The 25,485-nt window shown below is 60.5% G+C and carries 21 protein-coding genes; 5 read left to right on the top strand and 16 right to left on the bottom strand.

Translation table 11 applies throughout. The features are described from left to right. Nucleotides 1-95: 95 nt before the first annotated feature. The 3 genes from DXY35_RS10330 to glpX all read right to left on the bottom strand — a co-directional run bounded on the left by DXY35_RS10330 (nucleotide 96) and on the right by glpX (nucleotide 3,847). A complete protein-coding gene (locus DXY35_RS10330) occupies nucleotides 96-1,391 on the bottom strand; it encodes a glucose-1-phosphate adenylyltransferase (protein ID WP_114989080.1) in 1,296 nt (431 codons plus the stop codon). Nucleotides 1,392-1,512: 121 nt separating this feature from the next. After that, nucleotides 1,513-2,811 carry a glutamyl-tRNA reductase gene (locus DXY35_RS10325; RefSeq protein WP_115082215.1) on the bottom strand — a complete coding sequence of 433 codons (1,299 nt, stop codon included), beginning with the start codon at nucleotides 2,809-2,811 and terminating at the stop codon, nucleotides 1,513-1,515. A 31-nt stretch (nucleotides 2,812-2,842) separates the two neighbouring features. After that, nucleotides 2,843-3,847: a class II fructose-bisphosphatase gene (gene glpX, locus DXY35_RS10320; protein ID WP_006851350.1), complete on the bottom strand. Its 1,005-nt coding sequence runs from the start codon at nucleotides 3,845-3,847 to the stop codon at nucleotides 2,843-2,845. Between the two features lie 150 nt (nucleotides 3,848-3,997). Between glpX and rpe the strand changes: the two genes are divergently transcribed. From rpe to DXY35_RS13300, 3 genes are all read left to right on the top strand, one after another. After that, nucleotides 3,998-4,681 (top strand): ribulose-phosphate 3-epimerase, encoded by a 684-nt coding sequence (rpe, locus tag DXY35_RS10315; RefSeq protein ID WP_115082214.1) that lies wholly within the window; start codon nucleotides 3,998-4,000, stop codon nucleotides 4,679-4,681. A gap of 154 nt (nucleotides 4,682-4,835) precedes the next feature. Next, nucleotides 4,836-4,964, top strand: coding sequence for a hypothetical protein (locus tag DXY35_RS13210; protein ID WP_256359521.1), 129 nt, complete (start codon nucleotides 4,836-4,838; stop codon nucleotides 4,962-4,964). Nucleotides 4,965-6,097: 1,133 nt separating this feature from the next. Continuing rightward, a complete protein-coding gene (locus tag DXY35_RS13300) occupies nucleotides 6,098-6,532 on the top strand; it encodes a glycine zipper 2TM domain-containing protein (RefSeq protein ID WP_115082212.1) in 435 nt (144 codons plus the stop codon). Nucleotides 6,533-6,561: 29 nt separating this feature from the next. On the opposite strand, the gene ccsB is transcribed toward DXY35_RS13300, so the two are convergent. The 8 genes from ccsB to DXY35_RS10265 are packed head-to-tail and all read right to left on the bottom strand — an operon-like array spanning nucleotide 6,562 to nucleotide 15,390. Beyond that, the gene (ccsB, locus tag DXY35_RS10300; protein WP_115082211.1) at nucleotides 6,562-7,476 is read right to left on the bottom strand and encodes a c-type cytochrome biogenesis protein CcsB; all 915 of its coding nucleotides are present in this window, start codon (nucleotides 7,474-7,476) and stop codon (nucleotides 6,562-6,564) included. A 38-nt stretch (nucleotides 7,477-7,514) separates the two neighbouring features. Continuing rightward, complete coding sequence (locus DXY35_RS10295; RefSeq protein ID WP_115082486.1) at nucleotides 7,515-8,675, bottom strand: LptF/LptG family permease; 1,161 nt, start codon at nucleotides 8,673-8,675, stop codon at nucleotides 7,515-7,517. Next, nucleotides 8,675-9,403, bottom strand: a complete 729-nt coding sequence (lptB, locus tag DXY35_RS10290) for an LPS export ABC transporter ATP-binding protein (RefSeq protein ID WP_115082210.1) — start codon at nucleotides 9,401-9,403, stop codon at nucleotides 8,675-8,677. Before lptB ends, DXY35_RS10295 begins: the two co-directional genes overlap by 1 nt. After that, a complete protein-coding gene (locus DXY35_RS10285) occupies nucleotides 9,400-9,837 on the bottom strand; it encodes an LptA/OstA family protein (RefSeq protein ID WP_115082209.1) in 438 nt (145 codons plus the stop codon). The genes lptB and DXY35_RS10285 overlap by 4 nt, the downstream gene beginning before the upstream one ends. 50 nt (nucleotides 9,838-9,887) lie before the next feature. Further along, nucleotides 9,888-10,244: a DUF309 domain-containing protein gene (locus tag DXY35_RS10280; protein ID WP_115082208.1), complete on the bottom strand. Its 357-nt coding sequence runs from the start codon at nucleotides 10,242-10,244 to the stop codon at nucleotides 9,888-9,890. Beyond that, nucleotides 10,244-12,052 carry a translational GTPase TypA gene (gene typA, locus DXY35_RS10275; RefSeq protein WP_114989070.1) on the bottom strand — a complete coding sequence of 603 codons (1,809 nt, stop codon included), beginning with the start codon at nucleotides 12,050-12,052 and terminating at the stop codon, nucleotides 10,244-10,246. Before typA ends, DXY35_RS10280 begins: the two co-directional genes overlap by 1 nt. A 57-nt stretch (nucleotides 12,053-12,109) precedes the next feature. Further along, complete coding sequence (locus tag DXY35_RS10270; RefSeq protein ID WP_115082207.1) at nucleotides 12,110-14,641, bottom strand: U32 family peptidase; 2,532 nt, start codon at nucleotides 14,639-14,641, stop codon at nucleotides 12,110-12,112. Next, a complete protein-coding gene (locus DXY35_RS10265) occupies nucleotides 14,638-15,390 on the bottom strand; it encodes a M15 family metallopeptidase (RefSeq protein WP_115082485.1) in 753 nt (250 codons plus the stop codon). Before DXY35_RS10265 ends, DXY35_RS10270 begins: the two co-directional genes overlap by 4 nt. A 108-nt stretch (nucleotides 15,391-15,498) precedes the next feature. Between DXY35_RS10265 and chlP the strand changes: the two genes are divergently transcribed. Next, a complete protein-coding gene (gene chlP / locus DXY35_RS10260; protein ID WP_115082206.1) occupies nucleotides 15,499-16,881 on the top strand; it encodes a geranylgeranyl reductase in 1,383 nt (460 codons plus the stop codon). 49 nt (nucleotides 16,882-16,930) lie between these two features. On the opposite strand, the gene DXY35_RS10255 is transcribed toward chlP, so the two are convergent. Both DXY35_RS10255 and glyS read right to left on the bottom strand, forming a co-directional pair. Then, entirely contained in the window at nucleotides 16,931-17,155 is a 225-nt protein-coding gene (locus DXY35_RS10255; RefSeq protein ID WP_244273099.1) for a hypothetical protein, read from the bottom strand. Nucleotides 17,156-17,205: 50 nt separating this feature from the next. Next, the gene (glyS, locus tag DXY35_RS10250; RefSeq protein WP_115082205.1) at nucleotides 17,206-19,371 is read right to left on the bottom strand and encodes a glycine--tRNA ligase subunit beta; all 2,166 of its coding nucleotides are present in this window, start codon (nucleotides 19,369-19,371) and stop codon (nucleotides 17,206-17,208) included. An 88-nt stretch (nucleotides 19,372-19,459) separates the two neighbouring features. Between glyS and DXY35_RS10245 the strand changes: the two genes are divergently transcribed. Next, nucleotides 19,460-21,202 (top strand): NADPH-dependent assimilatory sulfite reductase hemoprotein subunit, encoded by a 1,743-nt coding sequence (locus DXY35_RS10245; protein WP_115082483.1) that lies wholly within the window; start codon nucleotides 19,460-19,462, stop codon nucleotides 21,200-21,202. On the opposite strand, the gene DXY35_RS10240 is transcribed toward DXY35_RS10245, so the two are convergent. From DXY35_RS10240 to DXY35_RS10230, 3 genes are read right to left on the bottom strand one after another with little or no spacing between them, the layout of a single operon-like run. Continuing rightward, a complete protein-coding gene (locus tag DXY35_RS10240; RefSeq protein ID WP_115082204.1) occupies nucleotides 21,166-21,867 on the bottom strand; it encodes a M15 family metallopeptidase in 702 nt (233 codons plus the stop codon). The genes DXY35_RS10245 and DXY35_RS10240 overlap by 37 nt on opposite strands. Before the next feature lie 22 nt (nucleotides 21,868-21,889). Beyond that, the gene (gene recG, locus DXY35_RS10235; protein ID WP_115082203.1) at nucleotides 21,890-24,406 is read right to left on the bottom strand and encodes an ATP-dependent DNA helicase RecG; all 2,517 of its coding nucleotides are present in this window, start codon (nucleotides 24,404-24,406) and stop codon (nucleotides 21,890-21,892) included. Continuing rightward, nucleotides 24,361-25,482: a hypothetical protein gene (locus tag DXY35_RS10230; RefSeq protein ID WP_115082482.1), complete on the bottom strand. Its 1,122-nt coding sequence runs from the start codon at nucleotides 25,480-25,482 to the stop codon at nucleotides 24,361-24,363. The genes recG and DXY35_RS10230 overlap by 46 nt, the downstream gene beginning before the upstream one ends. Nucleotides 25,483-25,485: the final 3 nt, after the last annotated feature.

Raw genomic sequence — 25,485 nt, 5'->3', positions numbered from 1 at the left:
TCGGCTGGTCTCGACCGCAAATCAACCAATAAATGTCAGGAATGAGCCATCGGCTGCGGAAGTCTTCGGCTCATACCTGGGAGCACTACAAGCGCTCAGATCACGGTTCCATCGGCGATGGTGGCATTTTTCTGAACCACCACAATGCCGTTGCGGATGTAGAAGCCCTGATCCGAACGGTCGGCTTCTTCCACGTTGTCCTTGTTGATGATCGAGACACCCGAACCAATGCGGGTGTTCTTATCGAGGATGGCGCGTTTCACCGTGGTGCCCTTGCCAACGCCAAGAGGAATGCCTCCACGCTCCTTCAAGACGGCACGTTCATCGGGTGATTCAAAGAAGTCGGCTCCCATCACCAGCGTGTCTTGAAGCACGCAGTCACTTTCAATGCGGCTGCGCACACCCAGGACGCAGTGGTGGATGCTGCAAGACTTCAAGATCGAGCCTTCACCAACAATCGAATTGGTGATCTGGGCGTCGACCAGCTTGCTGGGGGGCAGGTAGCGAGGACGCGTGTAGATGGGGAATTTCTCGTCGTAGAAGCTGAAAGGGGGCGTGGGTTGTTGGGTCAGCGCAAGGTTGGCTTCATAGAACGCACCGATGGTGCCGATGTCTTCCCAGTAGTCGTCGAAGACGTAGCTCTGGAGCTTGTCGCCCCTGGCGAGAGCCTCGGGAATGATTTCCTTTCCGAAATCCTTGTGCCCGGGATGCTTGTCGAGCAGATCAAAGAGTGTCTGACGGCTGAAGACGTAAATGCCCATCGAGGCCAGATAGGGCCTTTCCTTGGCGGAATCGGCACTGAGGCCGAAGCGAGAGGTGTCGACAGCCATCTCCAGCAGCGAATCACCCTTGGGCTTCTCGCGGAACTCCTTGATCGATCCGTTTTCATCGGTCCGCATCAGACCGAAAGCCTCTGCCTGCTTGGGATCAACGGGAAGGGCAGCAACGGTGAGATCAGCACCTGAGCGGCGGTGGTGCTCGATGAAGAGGCTGTAATCCATCCGGTAGAGCTGGTCGCCGGAAAGGATCAGGTATTCATCAACATCCCATTCCTGGAACAACCACTGGTATTTGCGTACAGCGTCTGCAGTGCCTTCAAACCAAGTGGGACTGTCGGGGGTTTGCTGAGCTGCGAGCACCTCAACAAAACCGCCACCAAAGGAATTACTGAGGTTGTAGGTCTGACTGAGGTGACGGTTCAGTGACGCACTGTTGAACTGCGTCATCACGTACATCTTGTTGATGTCGGAGTTAATGCAGTTGCTAATCGGAATATCAATCAGTCGATATTTGCCTGCCAGCGGGACGGCCGGCTTGGCGCGCATTTTTGTGAGCGGATACAGGCGCGTGCCTGCACCGCCGCCCAGAATGATGGCCAAGACCCGCTTCATGCCGCTGTCCCAAATCGGCGTTGCCGCAAGAACTTACCGGAGTTTTTGGCTTCGCAACCGTCTTTGGGAAGAATCAGTCGAGATTACTGGGATTCAGATCGCGACTGAATCGCTCAAGAGCTCAAGAAGCTTCCAAATCGAACAGTCGTTCGACAATTCGGAGGGCCTGTTGGCGATCCTGACGGGTCTGAGGAGCCCGCAGCTGGGTCACCGGCGTGTGGAGGATTTTATTGATAATTCCTTTGCTCAACGCTTCGACAACCTTGCGTTCCCGGGCTGAGAAATCAGGGCCCATTCGGCTGAGGGCTTTCTGGAGTTCCTCCGAACGGATCGACTCCATCGACGAGCGCAGCTGGTTGATGGTCGGCACAGCCTCAAGGCTGTCCCACCACTCGAGGAACTGCTGCGCTTCTTGCTGAAGCAACTGCTCAGCCTCGCGGGCCATGGCCTGACGGGCTTCCTGGTTACGAGCAACGACCTCTTGCAGGTCGTCCACATCGTGGGATTCAACGCCGTCCACTTCGGCAGCATCCGCAGCGATGTTGCGGGGCACACCGATATCAATCAAGCGCAGCTTGCTGCGCCGGTTCAGAGGAGCCAGACGTGCGGCATCAATGATCGGATCATCGGCGGCGGTGCTGGTGAACATCAGCGAGCAGGTACTCAGGTACTGATCCAGATCCGTCAGCGGCCGGCATTGGACAGGGAGATCAGGGAAATCAGCCGACAGCTGCTCGGCCCGTTCAACGGTGCGGTTGAGCAGAACAACACCCGAGGCACCTTTGGCCTGAAGGTGCTGGAGCAACAGACGGCTCATGCGCCCGGCACCAACAACGGCGATCTGCTCGCTTTCCAGGGTGACCAGTTGATCCAGACCTCGGGATTGACCGAGCTTGAGCTGGGCGAGCTCAACGGCAGCTGAGCTGATCGAAACAGCCCCCGTTCCGAGGTTGGTTTCACTGCGCACCCGTTTGCCGGTGGAAACAGCCTGGGTGAGCAAGCGGTTCAGGATCGGACCCAGGGATTTGTGCTCCTGGCCGAGCCGCATCATTTTTTTCACTTGGGAGAGGATTTGACCTTCCCCCAGCACAAGGCTGTCGAGACCCGCCGCCACCCGCATCAGGTGGTCGACAGCGTCTTCGTGGTGGTAACTGAACAGGTGGGGCGTCAGCTCCCCTGTCTCAAGACCGGAGTGACTGCTGAGGAAGTCGCTGACAGCAGACACGCCGAGGTCGGGATTGCGGACCAGGGTGTAAATCTCAAGGCGGTTGCAGGTGCTGAGGATCGATGCCTCGAGCACCTGCTCATTGCCGCGGAGGGATTGAAGGGACGTCTCCATGGTCTGCTCAGGGATGCTGAGCCGTTCCCGGATCTCCACCGGTGCCGTCCGATGACTGAGGCCGACGACGGAGATATGCATGAAGACGTTCCTCTCAACCAGTTGATGACGATCAGCTCAGAGCGATGCTCTGGGCGCCGTCTTTGATGTGCACGGTGTTGGTGAAGCGGCAGGTGTTGTCCAGGTTGCTGATCACCAGGCTGCTTGTGCGGGTGCAGTCCTTTTCGAACTTAACGCCATCGAAGAGCAGACCATCCGTGATGCCGCTGCCAGCGAAACAAACATGCTCACCGCAGGCCAGCTCCTCAGCTTCATAGACCTTGTCGGGATCAGCGATGCCCATCTCAGCGAGACGCGCCAGGTTGCCCTCTTTGGTCATGTCAGCCCACTCGGAGGTCTGAGCAATCGCAGGGTCATACACCAGTTGGCCCTGGAAGTGACCACCAAGAGCGCGCATGGCAGCGGCGGAGATCACACCTTCAGGGGCAGCACCGATGCCCATCAGACAGTGGGTTCCGGTACCAGCGAAACCGCAGGCGATGGCGGCCTGAACGTCTCCATCGGAGATGGGCTGGATGCGAGCGCCGGTGGCACGGATCTCAGCGATCAGGTCCTTGTGACGGGCGCGGTCCATGACCACGATGTTCAGCTCGTCGACGGGGAGACCCAGGCACTCGCTGAGGATCTTGATGTTTTCAGTGGCTGATTTGCGGATGTCCACCTTGCCCTTGGCTGCCGGAGGAGCAGCCAGCTTCTTCATGTAGAAGTCGGGAGCGTTGAACAGACCGCCACGGTCGGAAGCGGCGAGAACAGCCATGGAGCCGCGTTGGTTGAAGGCGCAAAGGTTGGTGCCTTCGCAAGGGTCAACAGCAAAGTCAACGCCGGGGCCGGTGCCGGTGCCGACCTCTTCTCCGATGTAGAGCATTGGGGCTTCATCACGTTCCCCCTCTCCGATCACGATGCGGCCCTGCATCTGGATCTGATTCATGCGCTTGCGCATGGCATCAACGGCCAATGCATCGGCTTCATCCTTCAGGCCTTTGCCGGAGAGCGAGGCGGAAGCGATGGCGGCCTGCTCGACGATCTCGAGAATTTCCTGAATGAGGGTCTGATCCACGGGACTCCGGATGAGGTGGGACGGGTTGGCGAGATCCCCTGGACGGGCAGTTGGCCGTCGCCGCAGTGGGTCTCGACGTCTGAGCGCGGCTCACTGTATCAGTGGTTGCAGGAGTCCCTAAAATCTCCCGGCACTTCGCGCCCCTCATCCATGAGCACCAAGCCCCTGGTGATCTCGCCGTCGATCCTGTCGGCTGACTTCGCACGCCTCGGCGAAGAAGTGAAAGCCGTGGACGAAGCCGGTGCGGATTGGATCCATGTGGATGTGATGGACGGCCGCTTTGTTCCAAACATCACCATTGGACCGCTGATTGTTGAGGCGCTGCGGCCGGTGACCCAGAAGCCCCTGGACGTTCACCTGATGATCGTTGAACCGGAGAAGTACGTCCCCGACTTCGCCAAAGCCGGTGCCGACATCATTTCCGTGCAGGTTGAAGCCTGCCCTCATCTGCACCGCAACCTGGCTCAGATCAAGGACCTGGGCAAAAAAGCAGGTGCAGTCCTGAACCCATCAACACCGATCGACACCCTCGAGTACTGCCTCGAGCTCTGCGATCTGGTGCTGATCATGAGCGTGAACCCCGGTTTCGGGGGGCAGAGCTTCATTGAGAACCAGGTTCAGAAAATTCGCGACCTACGCCGCATGTGCGACAAGAAGGGTCTCGATCCCTGGATCGAAGTGGATGGCGGCATCAAAGCCGGCAATGCCTGGAAGGTGATCGAAGCAGGTGCCAACGCGATTGTGTCCGGCTCCGGTGTGTTCAACCAGCCCGATTACGCTGAAGCAATCAAGGGAATCCGCAACAGCAGCAGCAAGGAAGCAGTCCTTGCCTGATCAGCAGACCGACCTCTGACAACCAAAAGCCCGGCAGCCTGTGCCGGGCTTTTTTTATGAGCACTTCAAGCAAGAAGCCAGCGCTTGAACAGTTTCAACATCTCCAAAGATTTGATGGCCACAGTGATGCGAACAGGCCTCCGATAATCAATGGATGAGTGATGAGTTCAAATTGGTTGCCGCCTTCCTGGCGCTGAATGCTGGTGTGATCGCATTGGCTTTTGCCGGATATCTCAAAGGGAGCATGAATATCGGTGCAGTCCTTCAACATCTTGCTCAATAGTTCCGTTGACTTTGCGCAACGGGCAGGCCCAGGCTCTCTTCCCTGCGGCTGAGTTGAAATACGGATGAACAAAGCAGCTCCTCGGGAGGAGACTGGGAGAGTCGAAGTCGGAGGCGTCCAATGCGTGACGACGGTCCAACTGAGCAAGATCTAGAAGCTGCCTGACTGGTCTGACAAGCCATACAGCCAGACGCTTCGTTCAGCTTCAAAGAACGCCAACAAGGTTTAGGCCATCCCTTTGCAGGGGTGGCCTTCCTTTTTGCTCGTTGGCTTGATGCATGTCCTGAGAAGCCAACAACAACTTGGAAGGGCATCACGCCAATCAGTGACGTGGATCACAAAACAAGACTGAAGATCATGGAATTATTCAGTTACGCGATGGACCACAGGTCACGGCGCGAGATTCACGCATAACTGGGAGAACAGCATGAGCAGACGAGGCATCCATCCACTGCTTCGGGGTCTTGATCGGCCTCAGCGGGTCGCACCTTCAAGACGAGCTGTCTTGCTGTCTGGTCTGGAATCGGCGCAGCGGAAGCGTTATCTGCGCTCTGAAGCAGAAGAGAGCGAAACCTCCCAACAAACGATCCAGCGTCGCTCATCTCAGTGAGAGGGATGCCCCTACAGGCGCTGATTTGTTCATTCCCAGTGCACAGGAGAGGGTTGTGATCACAACCCAGAGTTGATTGGCGTGGGGGGAGAGTCCAAGTGGACCTCGATCCCCCCTGAGTGGTGGGGAGAGTCCGTAAGGCCTCGATCCCCTGGTGGCGGCCGCTTGCGCTGCCAGACCCACATCTCCACCATGGTTTCCATCCGCAGCTGCAGGCATGCAGTTCAAGAATCTCTTCCACTGATGGTGGGCCATCTTCACAAACTGAACCCGGGCGAAACAACCCTGGAATGGGGGATCTGGACCAAAGGATCAATCCCTCATCTGGGGGATTGATTCGAAAGGGAAAAACTCATTACGATAAAACAAACAAAAAGCAATAAGTTCATGCCCAGATGCATCCTGTCATAGATCCAACTGAAGTTGACAGACCCTTTCTTATTCGGGAAGGCAGAATGAATCACAGAGCAACCCGTTCATTGTGAAAAAAGTTTTTTCCGGGCTTTTCACAGGAATCGCGTTGATGACGGTCTTGAGTGAACCAGCCCTAGCCAACAAGACATATTCAAGGGCGAAGACTTGCTACCAGAATCAATATGTTGAGACTTACCATCCCGGCACCAGAGAAAAGCCTGGGTACGTCAGCAGTCGAGAGCAGAGGGTCGAACGGCCCTGCCCCAAGACCCTGCATTTCCATAGGCGCAAAAGCCACAAGCACATGGAGGGGCATCACGCCCACAACCATTCAGCTCATCCACCGACAACGTCAGGAGGACGAAAGGTTATGGCGACTCCCGCAGCAGAGGACGACAATTCCTGTTTGGAAGGAACCCTCGCTGGCGGCGTTCTAGGTGGAGCCTTGGGAGGCGCGCTTGCCAAAAAGGACAACTGGATCTGGTCGATTCCTGCCGGGGCTGTTGGCGGTGCCCTTGTTGGATGTCAGGTCGATGGCTGTTGAGCCTCTATCGAGTTCATACAAAGTGCTGGTTAGAAAAACCAGCCGTAGCTGTGCAAACCAATGCCCAGCAGATTCACCCCGATGTAACAAACAACGATCACCACAAGGCCAACAACAGCCACAAGAGCTGGGCGTCGGCCCTGCCAACCGCGACTGAGGCGGGTATGCAGATAAGCGGCATACACCAGCCAGCAGATCAAGGCCCAGGTTTCCTTGGGATCCCAGCTCCAGTAGCTGCCCCAGGCTTCATTCGCCCAAACAGCACCACTCACGATGCCCACCGTAAGCATCAAGAACCCAACGGTGATGGTGCGATAACTGAGGCTGTCGAGTTGCTCGTTGGTGCTCAGCTGAACCGATTGCAGCTGAACAGAACCACCATTCGCGATCGAGGCCGCCTGACGATATCCACCACTGCCGATGGAACTGCTCCGCAGTTCTAGGGATTGGCCGCGATCGGTGACCAACACCGCCAAGGAGAGCAGGGATCCCACCAGCAGTGCGGCGTAACTCACCATGATCACGCTCACGTGCATGACCAACCAGCTTGAGCGCAGGGCGGGAACCAGAGGAGCCGCTGACTGCAATTGATCGGGCAAGGCAAAGCTGGCGAAGGCAATGCAACCAAGGCCCATGGGGGTGGCCGCAGCCGCCACAACGGGAGAAGGCCAGGCCCGTTCCACCAGCAGCTGGGTGAGGGTGCAAGCCCAGGCGAGAAAGCACAGGGATTCGTAAAGGTTGCTGATCGGGAAGTGGCCGGATTGCCACCAACGCAAAATCAGCTGAGCCGTGAACAGAAGGTTGGCGACGGCCACCAGCAGCCGCACCAAGCCAGCCCGGGACTGGCTGGACACCGCCCAGAAAGCCAGGGGCATGGCCACCAGCAGCAACACAAAGCCTGCGAAACCAAGACTGGTGACCAGCTCAAAGGGCGTGTTCAGCACACCATTTCCTGAAGACACGTCGATTCTGCCCCGGCCAATCAGCGACTGGCCTGTTTCAGCAACAGACCACCCGCCCCGAGAAACAACATCACAGGCAGCCAGGCCGCCAGGATCGGCGGCAGGGTTCCCTTCACCCCGAGGGAACTGAAGCTGAAACCAATCACGTAATAGACAGCGATGATGCCGAGGGTGAGCACAAACGAGAAGCTTCGGCTGCTTCGGTAACTGGGCTGAGCGCCGAGGGTGGCTCCAAACAAGCCAAACACCAGACAGGCCATCGGAACCGTGAACTTCTCCTGGATCCGCACACGGATTTTGCGGGCTTCCTTGATGCTGCCGGCCTCTTCGTAGAGCCTCTCGGCCTGCAAGGCTTCAGCAACAGTCATGTTGATGGCGTCTTTCTCAATGCGCGCCAAGCTCACCGGACCGGAACCAAGGGGATAGACGTATCGATCGAAATCGGCCTTGGTTGAGCTGCCGTTGGCGGCCAAGGTCAGAATCTGGCCATCCAGAAAGTCCCAGCTGGCTTGGACCTCATTCCAGATGGCCCGATCCGCACGCAACATCTGGGTGAAACCGGATCGGGTGAAATCCAGAACCGTCACATCCACCATTTCACCGTTCTCAAACTTGCGCGAATAGAAGAGTTGATTCAGCCCCTTACCGTCCTCTTCGCCTTCGGAATCGAAGCGGGTCCCGAAACGGGGGTAAATGATGTCGCGTCCTGTCTCACTGGCGAGGGAACGACCCAGTGATCGCTTGAGGGTGACCTCTGCATAGCGTTGGCTGCGGGGCACCACCACGTCGTTAAGAACGAAGGTGAGCAGCGTCATCACCATCGAAAGGGCTAGGGCCGCGCTGATCATCCGCACTGTGGTGATCCCAAGGCTTCGCAGGGCGGTGAGTTCACTGTTCGCCGAAAGGCGGGTGAACACGAACAGGGATGCCATCAGCGTTCCGATCGGCACAGAGAAGGCCAACCAACGCGGAATGCTGAACAGCAGCACCTGAACCGCGATCGTGATCGGCAGGTTCTTGTCGACCATCTGCCGCACCAGTTCAAACATCACGCCACCCGTGAGCAGCAACAGGGTGAACAGGGCAATGAAGAACAGAAGCGGACCAAGCAGCTCCTTGAGCAACCAACGATCCAGAAGATCCAGCCGCATCCAGGTGGCCCGTTTGAGACGATCCAAAATCACAGTTGGAATCCCTCCCCGAGGTAATAACGACGCACCTGTGGATCAGCTGCCACCTCCTCGGAACGTCCTGCGGCCAACACCGCACCATCGTTGAGGATGTAAGCCCGATCAGTGGTGGCCAGGGTTTCGCGCACGTTGTGATCGGTGATCAGAATCCCCATGCCCCGGGAGCGCAACCCCTCGATCAGCAGCTGCAGATCCGCCACCGCAAGGGGGTCGACGCCGGCAAAGGGTTCATCCAAAAGCAGATACGTCGGTCCGTTGGCACCCGATGCCAGTGCCCTGGCCACTTCGCAACGGCGACGTTCTCCCCCGGAGAGTTGGAAACCAAGACGGTTGATGAACGCGCTGAGGTGAAAGTCGTCAATCAGCTGCTGGCGCCGATCCCGACGCTGCTCGGAGCTGAGATCGGTCTGTTCAAGTGCGATATCCAGATTTTCACGCACCGTGAGATTGCGAAACACACTCGCTTCCTGGGGCAGGTAACCCACACCAAGCCGGGCTCGCTCCGGCATGGGCAGATGGGTGACCCGCTCACCGTTCACCGTCACCTCGCCCTGATCAGGGGAGAGCAAACCGATCACCAGATTGAAGGTGGTGGTTTTTCCAGCTCCATTGGGGCCGAGCAGGCCGACCACCTCGCCGGGGGCAAGCTTCAGATCCAAGCCCTTCACCAACTGGCGGCCCCCAAGGGTGATGGAGACATTCGACAGTTCCAGGGTCATGGAGTCACCGGGTTGGTCTCGGCCTGAACGTCGAGCACGGGTTGGCTGGGAGTGAGCGACCACTGACTGAACACCTGCTGGCCGGGAACAGGGCTGGCAATCGCGCGACCTTCGTCCAGGAGATAAGTAAACCGATCAGCGCGGAGCTGGTTGCCATCAGCCTGGATCACATCAACATCACCACTCAGCACAATCCGGTCTTCCTCCGTGAAGTACTGGGCTTGTCGGCTGGTGGCCACCAAACCACGACCGGCGTGCACCAAGCGAACGTTGCCACTAGCGGTGATCACACCCGTTCCATTGTCGGCCGATTGCAGGTCGGACTCAATCGTGATGACGCCTGCGTCAGCTGTTTGCTGAGCCTGGGCCGACACCAAGGGCCAAAGGGCGGCCAGAAGGGGCAGAGCTAAAAGAAGCCCCCGAGAACGGAGCATTGCTTTCACTGCCACACCACCTGCCCAAGTTCGTCGAGATTACCGGCGCTTCAGCGGATGAACTCAAGAACGGGGACAGTGCATGACTCGGGATCCCCATCCTGCTGAAGCGCCTCGAGCCGCTGTTGCGCAGCACGGCAGAGAGACGCAAGATCCAAGCCAAGATCCGGGGTTCCAGGACGTTTGAGACGACCCAGAGCTTCGCCGAAAAGAATCGTGGCACCGCGCCGGTTTCCCCGTTGCAGGTGCAACTGCGCTACCGCCACCTGCAGGATCCCCTGAAGGCTGCGCCGTTCCGGATCACTTGTTTCATGCCAGAGCTCCTCAAAGAGATCATGAGCGGCGTACCACTCACCTGCATTGAAGAGCTCCACACCCTGCTGAAAGCGAGGGTCCGCCTGAGGCATCAGCGCTTGGACTTGGCCGGCTTCTTGCCGGGAAGTTTGCGCAGACGGATCGACTCGGGCGTGACTTCGAGCATCTCATCGGGACCGATGTATTCCAGCGCTCGCTCCAGGGTCATCTGCACCGGTGCTTGCAGCGTGTCCAGTTCCTCAGCACCCGCGGAACGCATGTTGGTGAGCTGCTTGGTCTTGCAGACGTTGATCTCGAGGTCCTGAGGCCGGTTGTATTCCCCGATGATCATTCCCTTGTAGACCTTGGTGCCCGGGCTGATGAAGAACTGGCCGCGATCCTCGGCGTTCTTGAGGGCATAGAACGTTGCTGTTCCCTCTTCGAAGGCGATCAGCACACCGTTCCGGCGGGTGTCGAATTCACCCATCATCGGCCGGTATTCATAGAAGGAATGGCTCATGATTCCTTCGCCGCGGGTGGCCCGGATGAATTCACCGCGGAAACCGATCAGACCGCGGGAGGGAACGATGAACTCCAGCTGGGTGCGGCCATCAGCGCTGGTTTCCATGTTCTGCATCTCGCCCTTGCGGGTGCCCAGTTTTTCGATGCAGCTGCCCACCGCTGGTTCAGGCACATCCATCACCAGGGTTTCCACCGGCTCGCAGGGGGTGCCATCGATGGTGCGGTAAATCACCTGCGGCTGGGACACCTGGAACTCATAGCCCTCACGGCGCATGGTCTCGATCAGGATGCCGAGGTGCAGCTCACCGCGACCACTCACCGCAAACCGGTCCGGTGAATCGGTGTCTTCCACACGCAGGGCAACGTTGGTGAGCAACTCACGCTGCAGGCGGTCACGCACCTGACGGCTGGTGACGAACTTGCCTTCCTTGCCCGCAAAGGGTGAATCGTTGACGACGAAGGTCATCTGCAGAGTGGGCTCATCCACCTTGATCAGCGGCAGAGCGGTGGGCTCATCGGGGCAGGCGATGGTTTCGCCGATGTTGACGTCGTCAAAGCCAGCCACGGCCACCAGATCACCGGCAGACGCCTCTTCGATCTCGACGCGCTGCAGCCCCTCGAAACCCAGCAGCTTGCTGATGCGGCCCTTCTTGATGCTGCCGTCGTCCTTGATCAGCGCAGCGTTCTGACCCTGTTTGATTTTTCCGTTGTGAACGCGGCCAATGATGATCCGGCCGAGGAAGTCGGAATAGTCAAGGGTGGTGATTTGCAGCTGGAGGGGCTTCTCCGGATCACCAACCGGGGGCGGAACATGGCGCAGGATGGCATCGAACAGCGGACGCATGTTGTCGCTGTCGGTCTTCATGTCGGGCTTGGCGAAGCCTCCGAGACCGCTGCCGAACAGGTAAGGGAAATCGCACTGATCATCGTCAGCGCCGAGTTCGATGAAGAGGTCGAGCACCTTGTCGACGGCGGTCTCGGGATCCACCCGGGCCCGGTCGATCTTGTTGACGAACACGATCGGACGCAGGCCCTGCTCGAGGGCCTTCTTCAGCACAAAACGGGTCTGGGGCATCGGCCCCTCGTTGGCATCCACGATCAGCAGGCAACCGTCAACCATGCCCAGCACCCGCTCCACTTCTCCACCGAAATCGGCGTGACCAGGGGTGTCAACGATGTTGATCCGGGTGTCGTTGTAGGTGACCGCCGTGTTTTTCGACAGGATCGTGATGCCCCGCTCACGCTCCAGGTCGTTGGAGTCCATCACACAGGTGGGGACGGCCTCGTTGTCGCGGAAAATTCCTGACTGCGCCAACAGCGAATCGACCAGAGTCGTCTTGCCGTGGTCAACGTGGGCGATGATCGCGATGTTGCGGATCGCCTTGTTGTTGGCGCTCATGCGGGCTGACCGTAAGTATTTGTGAAGAACGCCAAAGGCGCAGTGCGACAGGTTATCTCAACGTGAGAATCGACTGGTGCGCTCCGGACCCTTGCTGCGCAAGCTGCCGCGGGTGACGCCCAGCTGGTGGTGGATCTGCTCCTGGGACCAGACCTCCTGGGTGGCCATCCGACCCGCCAGAGCCTCGGCGTAAAGGCTGACGCGCCGTTGCGTCGCAGCGGCATCCTCATCGAGAAGTTCGAGCCGGATCCTGCGCACGCCTGCCCGCAGCAGCGACGGAAGCGCTTCAACGCCCGATTGCGCCGTCCCATTGAAAAGGGTGTTCCGACAACCCAGATCAGCCCGCAGTGGGTGTTCAACGCCACTGCGATCCCGCAGAGTGACGTGGTGCTTCTCACAGGGACGACCGCAATCGGTGTGGTCCTTGCCGTCCGAGAGGAATGCACAGAACAGGCAATGCTCCATGTGGAACAACGGCATGTGCTGATGCAGGGTGACCTCCAGCAGCGCTGGATCAACGGCGGCGGCCAGATCCAGCAGTTGCTGAAGGTTGAGGTCGTAACTGGCCGTGAGTCGCTGCAGCGCCCAATGGTCGCGATACCAGTGGAAACTCAGGGGGTTGGCGGTGTTGAGGGAAAAGTCACCAATGCAGGGGGCCAGCGGCGTGAGCACCTCCAGCTGATCGGCATTTCGCACCAGGAAACCGTCAGGACGGGCCCGAATGAGTGGCTCAAGCGACCAGCGTTCATCAGGCCGTGTGATCCGTGCACCGGCCAGCCATACACCCTCTGGCCAGCAGCCTCGACCGATCGCCACCGCTTCCCGCAGCTCCCGAGGCTGCTCGAGATCCGCCATCACCGAGCGAATCGGCAGGTCCGTGTCGGAGAGATCCACCAAGGCCTGCAGCTGCTCCAGGCTGCGCACCAGCACCACCAAGCCTGGCTTGGTCTCGCTGAGGGGAACGACAGCTGGTGGGCACATCTGAGCCAGCAGCTCTGTTGGGTCTGCCGTTTTGGTGGCTGCAGGGACAGGCCCTGAATCGGTGCTGCAATTCCCTGAGGCCTCCAACTGCTCCAGCAGAGCCCTGCGCATGCGGTTCAGTTCCGCCACGGGCAGAAAGAGATCGCCCTCCAGTTCGATCTCCAAATGCTGAAGCGACCAACCGGTGCCCCCCAGGCGTCCCAGTTGCTGCTCAAGCCGTTCCCGGTCAAGGGGGCGCTGCGAAGCGCTCTGCAGCGGCATGGTGCTGCAGAGCTTCAGCTCAAATCCCTGGGGCTCAAGCACGTGCAACTCCAGCGGGGCATCCAGCCGACCGGACACTCGCAGCGCCAGATCCCGGGACCGAGGCTCCACCGTGCGACGGGCGGCACGCTGCCAACGGGACTGCCAATCGGGGTCACTGGTGAGCCAGACCGAGGCGCCAGGCCTCAAGCCAGAACCGTCCACACGATCGGGCCCCAGGCGCAGCTTCCAGCGTTCGTCGCCCATCCGCTCACACACCATGATCCGGCCACCGATCTCCCGAGGCGGCTGCAGAGGATCGGACGACAGTTGTTCCAGCACAAGGCCCTGCCCGGGATGCAGCTGTTCACGGCTGCGCAGATGCAGCCAGCCACCCCGCTCCACCCGCAGCAACTGCCCCAGCAGCGGGCCCCGCTTCTTGCTCCAGCGGCCATGCACCAGACGGCGATGGTTCACCCCTTCAAGCCAACCGGTGGAAAGGCCTCTGGAAAAGGCCAGCTCAAGCTGGCGTTGCACCTGCGGCGCCGAAGCGGGGGTTTGATCCAGGCGCTGGCGATAGGCGTCGGTTACGGCAGCCACGTAGGCAGCGTCCTTCAGACGCCCTTCGATCTTGAGGCTGGCCACGCCGATGCGCTGCAACTCCGGCAGCAGCTCCCAGGCCGCCAGATCCTGGGGCGAGAGGAGGTAGCGCTGGTCTTCAAGGGGATGGGGTTGCCCATCCACCACCATTGCGTAGGGCAGGCGACAGGCCTGGGCACACTCACCTCGATTGGCACTGCGCTGCCCGAGGGATTCGCTGGTCAGACATTGACCGGAATAGGCGACGCAAAGGGCACCGTGCACAAACACCTCCAACGGCATCGCAAGGTTCCGCTGGATCAGTTGTGTCTGCAGGCGCTCGAGATCACGCAGGGCCAGCTCACGGGCCAGCACCACCCGCTGGCAACCGAGCGCCGCAGCCTGGGCAATCCCCGCGGCACTGGTGATCGACATCTGGGTTGAGCCGTGCAAAGAGAGGTTCGGCACCAGCCGCTGGGCCAGGCGACACAGCCCCACGTCCTGAACGATCACCGCATCCACGCCGGCTCGATCTGCAGCGATCAGCAACTGAGCCGCTGCCTCCAATTCATCGCTGAACACCAACACGTTGAAGGTGAGGAATCCCTTCACCCCCCGCTGATGCAGCCACTGCATCACCTCAGGAAGGTCTTGCAGTCGGAAATTCTCAGCCCGCTGGCGGGCGTTGAAGGCATCAACGCCGAAATACACCGCATCGGCACCGGAGGCAGCGGCCGCCTTCATCGCAGCCCAGTCGCCGGCAGGTGACAGCAGTTCGGGAACGGTCAAGGGTCGCGCCTGGAGAACCGACTGGCCGGCTCGAACAAACGCAGTGCATCCGCATTGCCCTCGTAACGCCAATGCCAGGGTTCGTACATCACACCCTGTTTGTTGCCCTCAGGGAAGGACAACACGAAGTGATATCTCGCCGCATGGTCCTGCAACCAGCGAAAGGCCGCGGTGTCTTGAAAGCTCTGGGAGAGGTTGGTCTCAGGAAAACGGCCATCGCCTAGATCGACGGCGTAACCCGTGCTGTGCTCGGAGTAGCCCGGTGGAGCTGACACCTGGGCTCGCTCTTCGGCGGTCTGGTTCCGTTCGGAGGCCACATCAAAGAAGATCGATTCCTGGAGGGCCAGGGAGCGGAATCCACTGAGCAGTCGCAGATCGATCCCGTCAGCCAAGGCGGAACGCATCATCGTGTCGAGGGCCGCGGCGGCTTTCACATTGAGCTCGATCCCCGGTTCAAAGACGATGAGTTGATCAGCGTCAGCCTCTCCATAGGGGAAGTGGCCCAGGAGTCGGCCATCGGCGTCGGGACGTTCGCGAAAGCCTGAAATCTCAAGGCTCTGCGTGGGCTGGCGCTGCGACAGCAGCGTAGGAACCAGCATCACCACAGCCAGGCTTCCGGCACAGACGAGAACGAGCCCGAACAACAAGCCAGCTGCGCCATTTCCCTTGCGTTGACGCGGCTGCCGTGTTCGTCGAGCGACCGGAATGTCCTCCCGCTCGATGCGTCGCGCAGAGGAGGCCCGAACCAAGGCGCTGATGCGTGTTGTTTCGATCGTAAAGGCAGCAGCCAGCTCAACCCACAATGGTTGTTGTGACAGTGATAGCTTCACAAAACAATCCAGCGGAGACGGGCTGAGATGTTGCGAGTTGCGGTGATCGGTGGTGGCCCCAGTGGCTCCTGTGCTGCCGAAATTCTGGCCAAGGCGGGAATTGAAACTTGGCTGTTCGAGCGCAAACTCGACAACGCCAAACCCTGTGGTGGGGCCATTCCGCTCTGCATGGTCGAAGAGTTCGACCTGCCCGACGAAATCATCGACCGCAAGGTCCGCAACATGAAGATGATCTCCCCTTCCAACCGGGAGGTGGACATCAAGCTCGATCCCCTCGGTTACGACGAAAACGCCTACATCGGCATGTGCCGTCGTGAGGTGTTCGATGCCTTCCTGCGCAACCGCGCCGCCGATCTGGGCACAACCCTGATCAACGGCCTGGTGCAGAAAATCGACACCGGTGCAGACCGTCAGGGCCCTTACACCATTCATTACGCCGACTACAGCGGTGGTGGCCCCACCGGTGAGCAGAAGACTCTGGCTGTGGATCTGATCATTGGTGCCGATGGCGCCAATTCCCGGGTGGCGAAAGCCATGGACGCCGGGGATTACAACGTGGCCATCGCCTTCCAGGAACGGATCAAGCTTCCTGCTGAGGAGATGACCTACTACGAAGATTTGGCTGAGATGTACGTCGGAACAGACGTCTCTCCCGACTTCTATGCCTGGGTGTTCCCCAAATACGACCACGTGGCCGTGGGAACGGGAACCATGCAGCAGAACCAGAGCTTGATCAAGGGTCTGCAAAGGGGCATTCGTGAGCGGGCCAACAAGCGCCTGTTCCAGGGCGAAGTGATCAAGGTGGAAGCCCACCCGATTCCTGAGCACCCTCGTCCGCGCCGGGTTGTGGGCCGCATGGCCTTGGTGGGCGATGCAGCGGGCTACGTCACCAAGAGCTCCGGGGAAGGCATTTATTTCGCTGCCAAGAGCGGACGGATGTGTGCCGAAGCGATTGTGGAAATCTCCAACAACGGTGCCTCCATCCCCACTGAAAAGCAGATCAAGTCGACCTACCTCAAGCGCTGGGACCGCAAATACGGTGCCACCTATGCGGTGCTCGACATCCTGCAGCGAATCTTCTATCGCAACGACGCTGCCCGGGAAGCCTTCGTCGAGATGTGCGACGACAAGGACGTGCAGAAGCTGACGTTTGACAGCTATCTGTACAAACGGGTGGTGATGATGAACCCCTGGCAGCAGATCAAGCTCACCCTCCGCACCCTGGGCAGCCTGATCCGGGGCGAGGCTCTTGCTCCATCCGTCTACAACCCTGTGCCTTCGGCCGTTGGCCGTTCCGACGGTGATTTCCTGGCGGAGGAAGCGGCCCAGCAGATCAAGGCTCAGGCTGGCGAATCCAAGAAGGGGAACTCCAAAGGTTCCGAGTCGAAGGAAAAGGCCGGCGTCTCCTGAGGGAGGCCGGCCCTCAACATCACTCCAACATCAATGACAATGCTGCTGGTCAGTTGCGCGACTCGATCGCCTTGCCAGCGGCATCCTTAACCCGTTCAATCCCCTGCTCAATGTTCTTGGCGGGGAATGTGTCTTTCTTGGTCGTCGACCAGACGTTGATGGCATAAACGGCGGCAGCAGCCAGGATCAGCGCCGCAATCACGCTGCCCAGACCACTTCCTCCCTGGCGGATCACCACAGGCTGCTGGGTGGTGTGCGTCTGTTGATCAGACATTGCGGCTCAAGCGGCTGGCCCCTACTTAGCCGCAGAGGTCAGGGCTGCCTTCATTTGGATTGAATCGATTCAAATTCGGCCAAGACCGAAGCCTGATTGCGCAGGACCGCCAACAGGTTGAGGCGATTGAGCCTCAGTGCGGCATCGTCGACCATCACCATCACGCTGGTGTCACCATCAAAGAAGGCCTGGAGCGCCGGGGTTGCCGCGACGAGCGCATCGGCAAGGGCCTGATATGACCGCTGCTGAGCCAATGGCTGCAGCTGCTCCAGAGCTGCGAACAGATCCTTCTCACTGGCGGACTCGAACCGTTCGGGCTCAACCACTTCGCCGGCCACAAGCTGATCGCGTGCCAGATCACCTTTTTCGGCAAGCTTCGCTGCCCGCTGCACCACCGCCTGGACGGCATCCAGCTGACCGCTGTCCCGAAGGTCACGCAACAGTTGAATCCGCTGCTTGACATCCAGGGGATCACTGAGCAGACGCTGACTGGAGACGGCATCACCAGCCACAGCCTGCACCAGATCAGGCGCAAAGGCGTCGTCTTCCAGTTGAGACATGATCCGCTGCCGCATCAGCTGACAGAGGTCGTTATGCAGTTGGCTGGCATCCACCGCAAAGGCCGGGAAGAGAGCAGCCCACTCCTCCACGGCGTTGCTGAGGAAGGCCATGAGGTCGAGGCGCCAGGCCATGCCCCAGAGAATCTGCACAACACCATTACCGGCCCGCCGCAGGGCATAGGGGTCGGAGGATCCGGTTGGTCGCTCTCCCTTGGCAAAGATGCTGAGCAGCAGCTCGAGCCGTTCCGCCAAGGCCACAACGGCTCCCGCGGGGGTTGCGGGCAGAGCATCACCGGCTCCTCGTGGCAGATAGTGCTCCACCACAGCGAGAGCAACATCGCGGGGTTCTCCCTCCTCCAGGAGGTATTTGCCCCCCATCAGGCCCTGAAGTTCAGGGAACTCACCCACCATCTGGCTGACCAGATCGTTCTTGCAGAAATGAGCGGCACGCTGGGCCGCATCCACCACGCCCTGATCCAGACCGAGTTGCTTCAACAGCAGGCCCGTGAGCCGCGCGATTCGCTCGGAGCGGTCCAGAAGACTTCCCAGGCCTTCGGCGAAAGTGACACGGTCGAGGGCTTCACGCCGGGATTCGCTGGACTGACGCCGGTCAACATCGAGGAAAAATTCGGCATCCGCCAGGCGAGCTCCAAGCACGCGTTCATTGCCGCGAACAATCAAGGACGACGCCGGGGCCAGGCCATTGCCCACCAAAAGGAACTGGGGCCGAAGCACAGCCTCAGCGGTGAGTCGGAGCGGGTCTGCTTCCAGACCAGGCACCTGCAGCGGCACATAACGCTGGTGGGCCTGCATCACCGTGCTGATCACCTCCGGAGGAAGCTGCAGGAACCGCTCAGCAATGGTTCCCTCGAGAATCCTGGGGTCTTCAACCAGGTCCACCAGTTCCTCAAACAGGGACTCCGGACAGTCGGGAGTTCCGTTGGCGGCCTGTGCCGACTGGTCCAGGCTGGTGCGAATTCGTTTGGCTCGCTCCGCACGATCGACAACAACGCCAGCGGCGGCAAGGGTCTCTCCAAACTGCTCCGCTGATGCGATGGAGAGGGGCTCGTCACCATGGAGACGGTGAGCACGGCTGAAACGATCGCTGCGGACCTCAGGGTCAGCGCCGCCCAGCACCACAGGGATCACCTCTGAACCCTTCAGCGCCAGCAGCCAGCGGATGGGGCGGCTGAAGCGCTGGGCTCCGGTGCCCCAGCGCATGAACCGCCGGCCCTGCAACGCATCAATCCATTGGGGGATCAGCCCCTGGAGCAGTTCAACGCAGGCTTGACCGGGGGTGAGCACGGTTGCGAAGACACAAGGCCCCTTGGGAGTGTCACGCTGCTCAAGTGCTGAGGGATCAACCCCGCAGCGTTTGGCGAAACCGATCGCCGCTGGCCCTGGGATGCCGTCCTTAAAAGCCTGAGCCACGGGAGGGCCCTTGCGGTCTTCCTCAAGATCGGGTTGGCGGTCCTCCAGATCAGCGACGGAGACCACCAGACGCCGGGGGGTGCCGTACACCGACACCACTCCATGGCCAAGCCTTGCCTCACGCAGATCACGGCTCACCCGCTGCTGCAGCTGGTCAAGCGCTTGCCTGACGAAATCGGCAGGAAGCTCCTCGGTGCCGATTTCCAGAAGAAAGGTTGCCGTCACGCCAAGGTCAGAGCCGGAAGCGACTGTATTGGAAGCCGTTTCGCTACGTTCAAATCAAGAAATCCTTTTCGGGGTGGGGGAAGGCTCCTTGGCAGTGGCGGAAACAGGAACTCAATCGCTGTCCAAGGCGGAGCAGCGCAAGCTGGACAGCGACCATCTACGCAACCCGTTGTTGAGCGAGCTCAGCAACGACGACGTGCGCTTCACGGAAGATGCCGTTCAACTGCTGAAGTTTCACGGCAGCTACCAACAGCACCACCGCGAACTGCGCAAGACGGACAAGGTTCGCAGCTGGCAGATGATGCTGCGGCTGCGCAGCCCGGGCGGACGCATCCCTGCCCGACTGTTCCTCGCACTCGATGACCTCTCCAACCGCCTTGGGGACGGAACTCTGCGGGCCACCACCCGTCAGGCCTTCCAGATGCACGGCATCGCCAAGGCCGACTTGAAAGAGGTGATCGGCACCATCGTTCGCAACATGGGCTCGACCCTGGCGGCCTGCGGGGACATCAACCGCAATGTGATGGCACCACCAGCTCCTTTTGAGAAAGGCGGCTATCCCGTGGCACGGCGCCTGGCCGATGAAATTGCTGATCTGCTCAGCCCCGAAGCGGCCGAGGGGGCCTATCTGGACCTCTGGGTGGATGGTGACCTGAGTTATCGCTTCAAGCCCAGCCGAGCCGTTCAGAAGGCCAGAAAGCGCCAGAGCGAGGGCGGCGTTTTTTCCGGCAGCACTGAGGAACCTCTCTACGGAGACACCTATCTACCCCGGAAATTCAAGGTGGCCGTAACCGTGCCGGGGGACAACTCTGTTGACCTGCTCACCCAGGACATCGGCCTGGTGGCCTTCACCGACCCCTCCGGCGATCTGCGGGGCTGCAATGTCTACGTGGGCGGTGGCATGGGCCGCACCCACAACAAGGAGGAGACCTTCGCCCGCACGGCGGACCCCTTGGGTTACGTCGATGCTGCCGACGTTCTGGATGTGGTTCAGGCGATCCTGGCGCTGCAACGGGATCACGGTGATCGGGAGGTGCGCAAGCACGCCCGCATGAAGTATCTGCTGCACGACAAGGGAATCCAGTGGTTCCGCGACACCCTGTGCGCGACCTACTTCAAGGGAAGCCTCAAGGGGCTGCGCAATGAGCCCAAGGCCAAGCTTTTGGACTATCTCGGCTGGCATCGCCAGAAGGCAGGGATGTGGTTCGTGGGACTTCCCCTGCTCTGTGGCCGCCTGAACGGAGATCTCAAGGCAGGGCTGAGGGAGCTGGTGGAGACCTACCAACTGGAGATTCGCCTCACCGCCAACCAAGACCTGCTGCTGTGCAACATCGGCACCTCCCAGCGAGCCAGCATTCGAACCCAGCTGGAAGCCCTCGGGTTTGAGGTGCCTGAAGCTCCAGCACCTCTAGCCAGGCATGCGATCGCCTGCCCAGCTCTACCCACCTGCGGGCTCGCCATCACCGAATCTGAGCGCATCCTTCCGGATGTTCTGGATCGCCTCGATGCCCAGCTGCGACGGCTCGAGATTGAGAAGTCCCTGCTGGTGAGGATGACCGGCTGCCCCAACGGCTGTGCCCGCCCCTACATGGCGGAGCTGGGCTTGGTGGGCAACGGTGTTAACCAGTACCAGCTGTGGCTCGGCGGCACCCCAAACCTCCAGCGTCTGGCGCGCCCTTACCTGGAAAAACTGCCCTTGGATGATCTGGAGACAACCCTTGAACCGCTCCTCCTCAGCTGGAAAGCCGCCGGTGGACGTCGCAGCTTCGGGGACCACATCGAGAAGCTTGGTGATCAGGAAGTGAGCGCGCTGTTGACGGCCTCGGCGTAGACCGCCACAGCTGCACCTTTTCGCCAGGCCCAGAGCTGATCACCGAACGAGTAGTGCCACCACTCGTTCGGATGCTGAGCAAAGCCGGCTGCTCCCATCACTTCAGCCAGCAACTTCCGGCGTTGATGCCAGCACCGAGCTTCGGAATCCTCCCGACCGGCGTAGTGCTGCGGTTCAGACACCGCACCTATGGCATCAATCTCTCCCCCCATGGCCAGCGGCGTTCCATCGCTGCTGCTGAGGGTGAGATCAACAGCCGCACCGGTGCTGTGGGGAGGCGGGGTCGCAGGATCCCGACTGGGAGCAGCCCAGAAGCGCCCCACATCGGCCACCACCTGATCGAAGACGTGCCCTGAGCGCGCTTCCACGCCGCGTTCACGGCAGAGTTCCGTAATGCTGTGGTCCACCATGAAGGCCTGCACGGCGATCGGCCGCCAGGCATCAAAAATGCTCAGGCGCAGGCGGGGATCGTGCTCGACCAGCTGCTGCTGAGCATCAAGCAGGCGCTGAACGACCCCGAGGCGCAACTGAAAGGGATTCCCCGACGTCCCATAGGGCGCCCCCAGCGCCATGTACGGGTGAGGTTCCATCCGAAACAAAGCGGGAGGCAGCGCTTGCAAAGGCTCGCCGCACTCTTCGATTGGAATCGGACTCCAGGGGCGCATCGAATCGCGGCAACGGGATGGATCAGTTCAAGGGGGTGCCACCGCTGAGGCGACGCTGCTGGGCCTCCAGGGTCTCGCGCAGCAACCGGTGCTGCTTGAGCTCAGGATCGTTGTTCAACAGCTCCTGGGCAGCTGTTCGTGCGTCCTCCAGCACAGCACCATCATCGGCAAGGCTGGCCAGGGCCAGATCAGGCAGCCCCGACTGTCGGGTTCCCAGCACCTGGCCAGGCCCCCGCAAGCGCAGATCCATCTCGGCGATCTCGAAGCCATCGGTGGAGCGCACCAGCACATCCAGACGCTGGCGGGCCAGGGGATTGGAGCTGCCATTGATCAACAGGCAATGGGAGGCAGCGGCGCCACGGCCAACGCGCCCCCGCAACTGATGCAGCTGCGCCAGGCCGAAACGTTCGGCATGGTCGATCACCATCACGCTGGCTTCGGGCACGTCCACGCCCACTTCCACCACCGTGGTCGAGACCAGCACCTGAGTCGTGCCAGCAGCGAAATCGGTCAGCACTGCCTGCTTTTCAGCACTGGAGAGACGCCCATGCAGCAAACCAACGGCCAGATCTGGGAACACCTCCGAGGCCAATTCAGCGTGAACTTCAACGGCTGAGCGAAGCTCGAGCTTTTCAGACTCTTCTACCAGAGGCAGAACGACATAGGCCCGCTGGCCCAGCTGCACCTCCTCACGGATCAACTCATAGGCCTTCTCGCGCTTTGCGGCCGTGAGCATGCGGGTGCGAATCGGTGTTCGCCCTGGCGGCAATTCATCGATCTGGCTGACATCGAGATCCCCATGCATCGAGAGCGCCAGGGTCCGGGGGATCGGTGTTGCCGTCATGGTGAGCAGATGGGGCTGCAAGCCCTTGTTGAGCAGGCGATCCCGTTGATGCACACCGAAACGGTGCTGTTCATCCACCACCACCAGCCCCAGGCGGTTGAAAACGACAGGATCCTCGAGCAAGGCATGGGTGCCCACAAGCACCTTCAGCGAACCATTGGCCAGGTCATCCAGCAGTTCCCGACGGCGGGGCCGCGGCGTGGATCCCGTCAGCAAGGCGACGCTCACATGGAGCTGCGGCAGCCACTGACAGAGGTTGCGGTAATGCTGCTCGGCCAACACCTCCGTTGGGGCCATCAGGGCCCCCTGCCAGCCCGAGGCAATGGTGCTGAGCAACGCTGCAATGGCAACCACCGTTTTGCCCGAGCCCACGTCCCCCTGCACCAGACGGGCCATGGGTTCGCTGCGCGCCAGATCGGCTTCGATCTCCTGAAACACCCGTTGTTGGGCTGCGGTGAAGCGGAAGGGCAGAAGATCCATGAACTCCCCCACAAGCCCATTAGCACTGGATTGGAGATCCAGGTCCGGGCCCGTCCGAGAGCGCAGCGCCTGGCGTCGGCGCAACAGACCGAGCTGCAGGAGCAGAAACTCATCGAACACCAGCCGGCGCCGTCCCCGATCGAGGCTCTCGCGGTCCTTAGGCGCATGCAGGTCCTGCAGGGCCTCCGACAGTGCCGGCAGCTGGAATTGCCGCTGCATCGCGGCGGGGAGAGGATCAGGCCACGATGCCGCGAGGGGCAGGACCTGATCGATCAGGCTGCGGAACCGATCCGCGCCAACTCCTTCGGTGAGGGGATACACCGGGAGAAGCCGGCCGATGCTGGGGGATTTCACCGGAGAGGAGGGGCTGTCCAGCACCTCAATCAACGGATCCTGAAAGGTGATGCCGTAGGGGCCGTCTTTCACCAGACCACTGACGGCCACGGTGGCACCAACGGGGTAGAGACGCTGCTGGCCTTTGAGGTAAGCCGGAGAACTGAAGCGTTTGCCCGCCAGGAAACGGCTCACCTTCAGGCGACCGGTCGGGTCCTGCAGCTGGAGCTCAATGATGGCGAGGTTGGTGTTCCGTGGGCTGACGAATCCGTTGCAACGGCGAATCGTGGCGACGATCGTGGCTGTTTCACCCGACACCAGCGCCTCAATGCGGCGCATCGCGGAGTAATCGACATGATCACGGGGGTAATAGCGGAGCAGGTCACGCACCAGAAGCAGGCCGATCGAAGCCAGCCGTGCCGCGAATTTCGGACCCACACCACGGATCTGGGTGATGGGACTATCGAGCTGCAGTGGTGAGCTGGCACGCTGCTGGGGCGACGCCTGAACCTTGAGGCGTGGCGGTGCCATCGGAGCCGAGGGTTCCAGGCGATGGCGCAGCTCATGCAGCCACTGACGGGCATCGGTGACCAAGCGACGGCGGGCAGGATCAGCGAGCTCCGGATAGTCGGCAAAGCCAGAGCTGAGCTTGGACATGCGTTCACTGACCCCCTGGGGGAAGGGAACGGCCGGAGGCGCTGCGAGTTGCTGCTGCAGAAACGCGTGAAAGCGCTGCTGGCGACCCTGCAGATTCTGAAAACCACGGTCGGCCTCCAACCCCAGCGAGCGCTGAAGGGGAAGCATCCAGGTGAGGAGCAGCGACAGCTGCTCGCTGGTCAGTCCCCGCTCAGCTGCTGCGTTGAATCCGATGGGGTCTGCCAATGGGTCCGGGCCTCACGATCCAGAGAGCGACGCTGCCAATGACGCTGCTGCCGCACCATTGTGAGCAGAGTATGGTGATGAGCGCGCAATCGTTTGCGGCACTGACGCAGACGTGGGCTGTCGAACTCCAGATCGTTGCTGCGTAACAGCACGCAAAGCACGTCCATGCCCTGGTCAAGCTCACCGACGGCCAGAGGGAGGCGCAGGCGAAGCACGTTCGTGGCGGTTGGCTGCGTTTCGATCTGCCCCTTCAGGACAGCATCCAGAAGGCTGATGGGAAGAAGGGTCTGGGCCAGTCCTGACCGCAGCATCTGCACATTCACCGCATGGGACAGGTTGCGAAGGCGTCGCTCAAGCGCCTGATCCATGGCCTGGATCCAATGCAACAGCGCATCCGGTTCATTCGGAAGAAAGTGGTCGTTGCCGTCCACCGAAGGATCAAGAAGAGCACCGGGATCAAGGGGCTGTTGGGCCTGCTGCATCGCATCACCGGCCAACTCGAACAGTGAGCGGAGTACATCCAAATCACCCGAAGATTTGTTGTCTGCGGGTTCAGGGACGGGTTCTTTAACGGGATCCGGGGAAGCCGTCCTCGAGGGGGATTCAAGCGGTGAAGCCAAGCTCAACTGAATGGATCCGCTCGGTTCGTCCCGTGGGAGCTCAGACGTGGGTGGCTCGGGTTCAGGCGCACTCTCCTGGGACTGGCGACTGAGCTTCTGCAGCATGCTTCTGCTGGCATGGGCCTGCTGGCGCCGTTGCTCCTGCTGCATCTGCCGCACCAGCTGCATCAGCTGCTCAACTGTGAGCAGAACGCTGCAGCGGTCGATCAGGTCTGTGACCGCTGCATGAAAATTCTGACGGGTCGACTCCGGCAGCTGACCAAAACGGGAGGGATCAACCTCACCGAGAAGATTGAACAGGGCCTGACGGGTGGCTCCTTCCAGCAGTTCCCGCAGCACCTGAAGATATAGAGCCTGCTCCCTGTACAGGGCGATGGCCCGCAGCCGGCACAACCGTTGAAGGCGTGCCAGCTGTTCTGACGGGTCGTAAGCAGGCCTGACGTCCGGGTCGGACAAGGG

It is taken from the genome of Synechococcus sp. N32 (assembly GCF_900473895.1).
Taxonomy (GTDB): Bacteria; Cyanobacteriota; Cyanobacteriia; order PCC-6307; family Cyanobiaceae; genus Parasynechococcus.
This window is presented reverse-complemented; position numbering and strand designations above follow the sequence as displayed.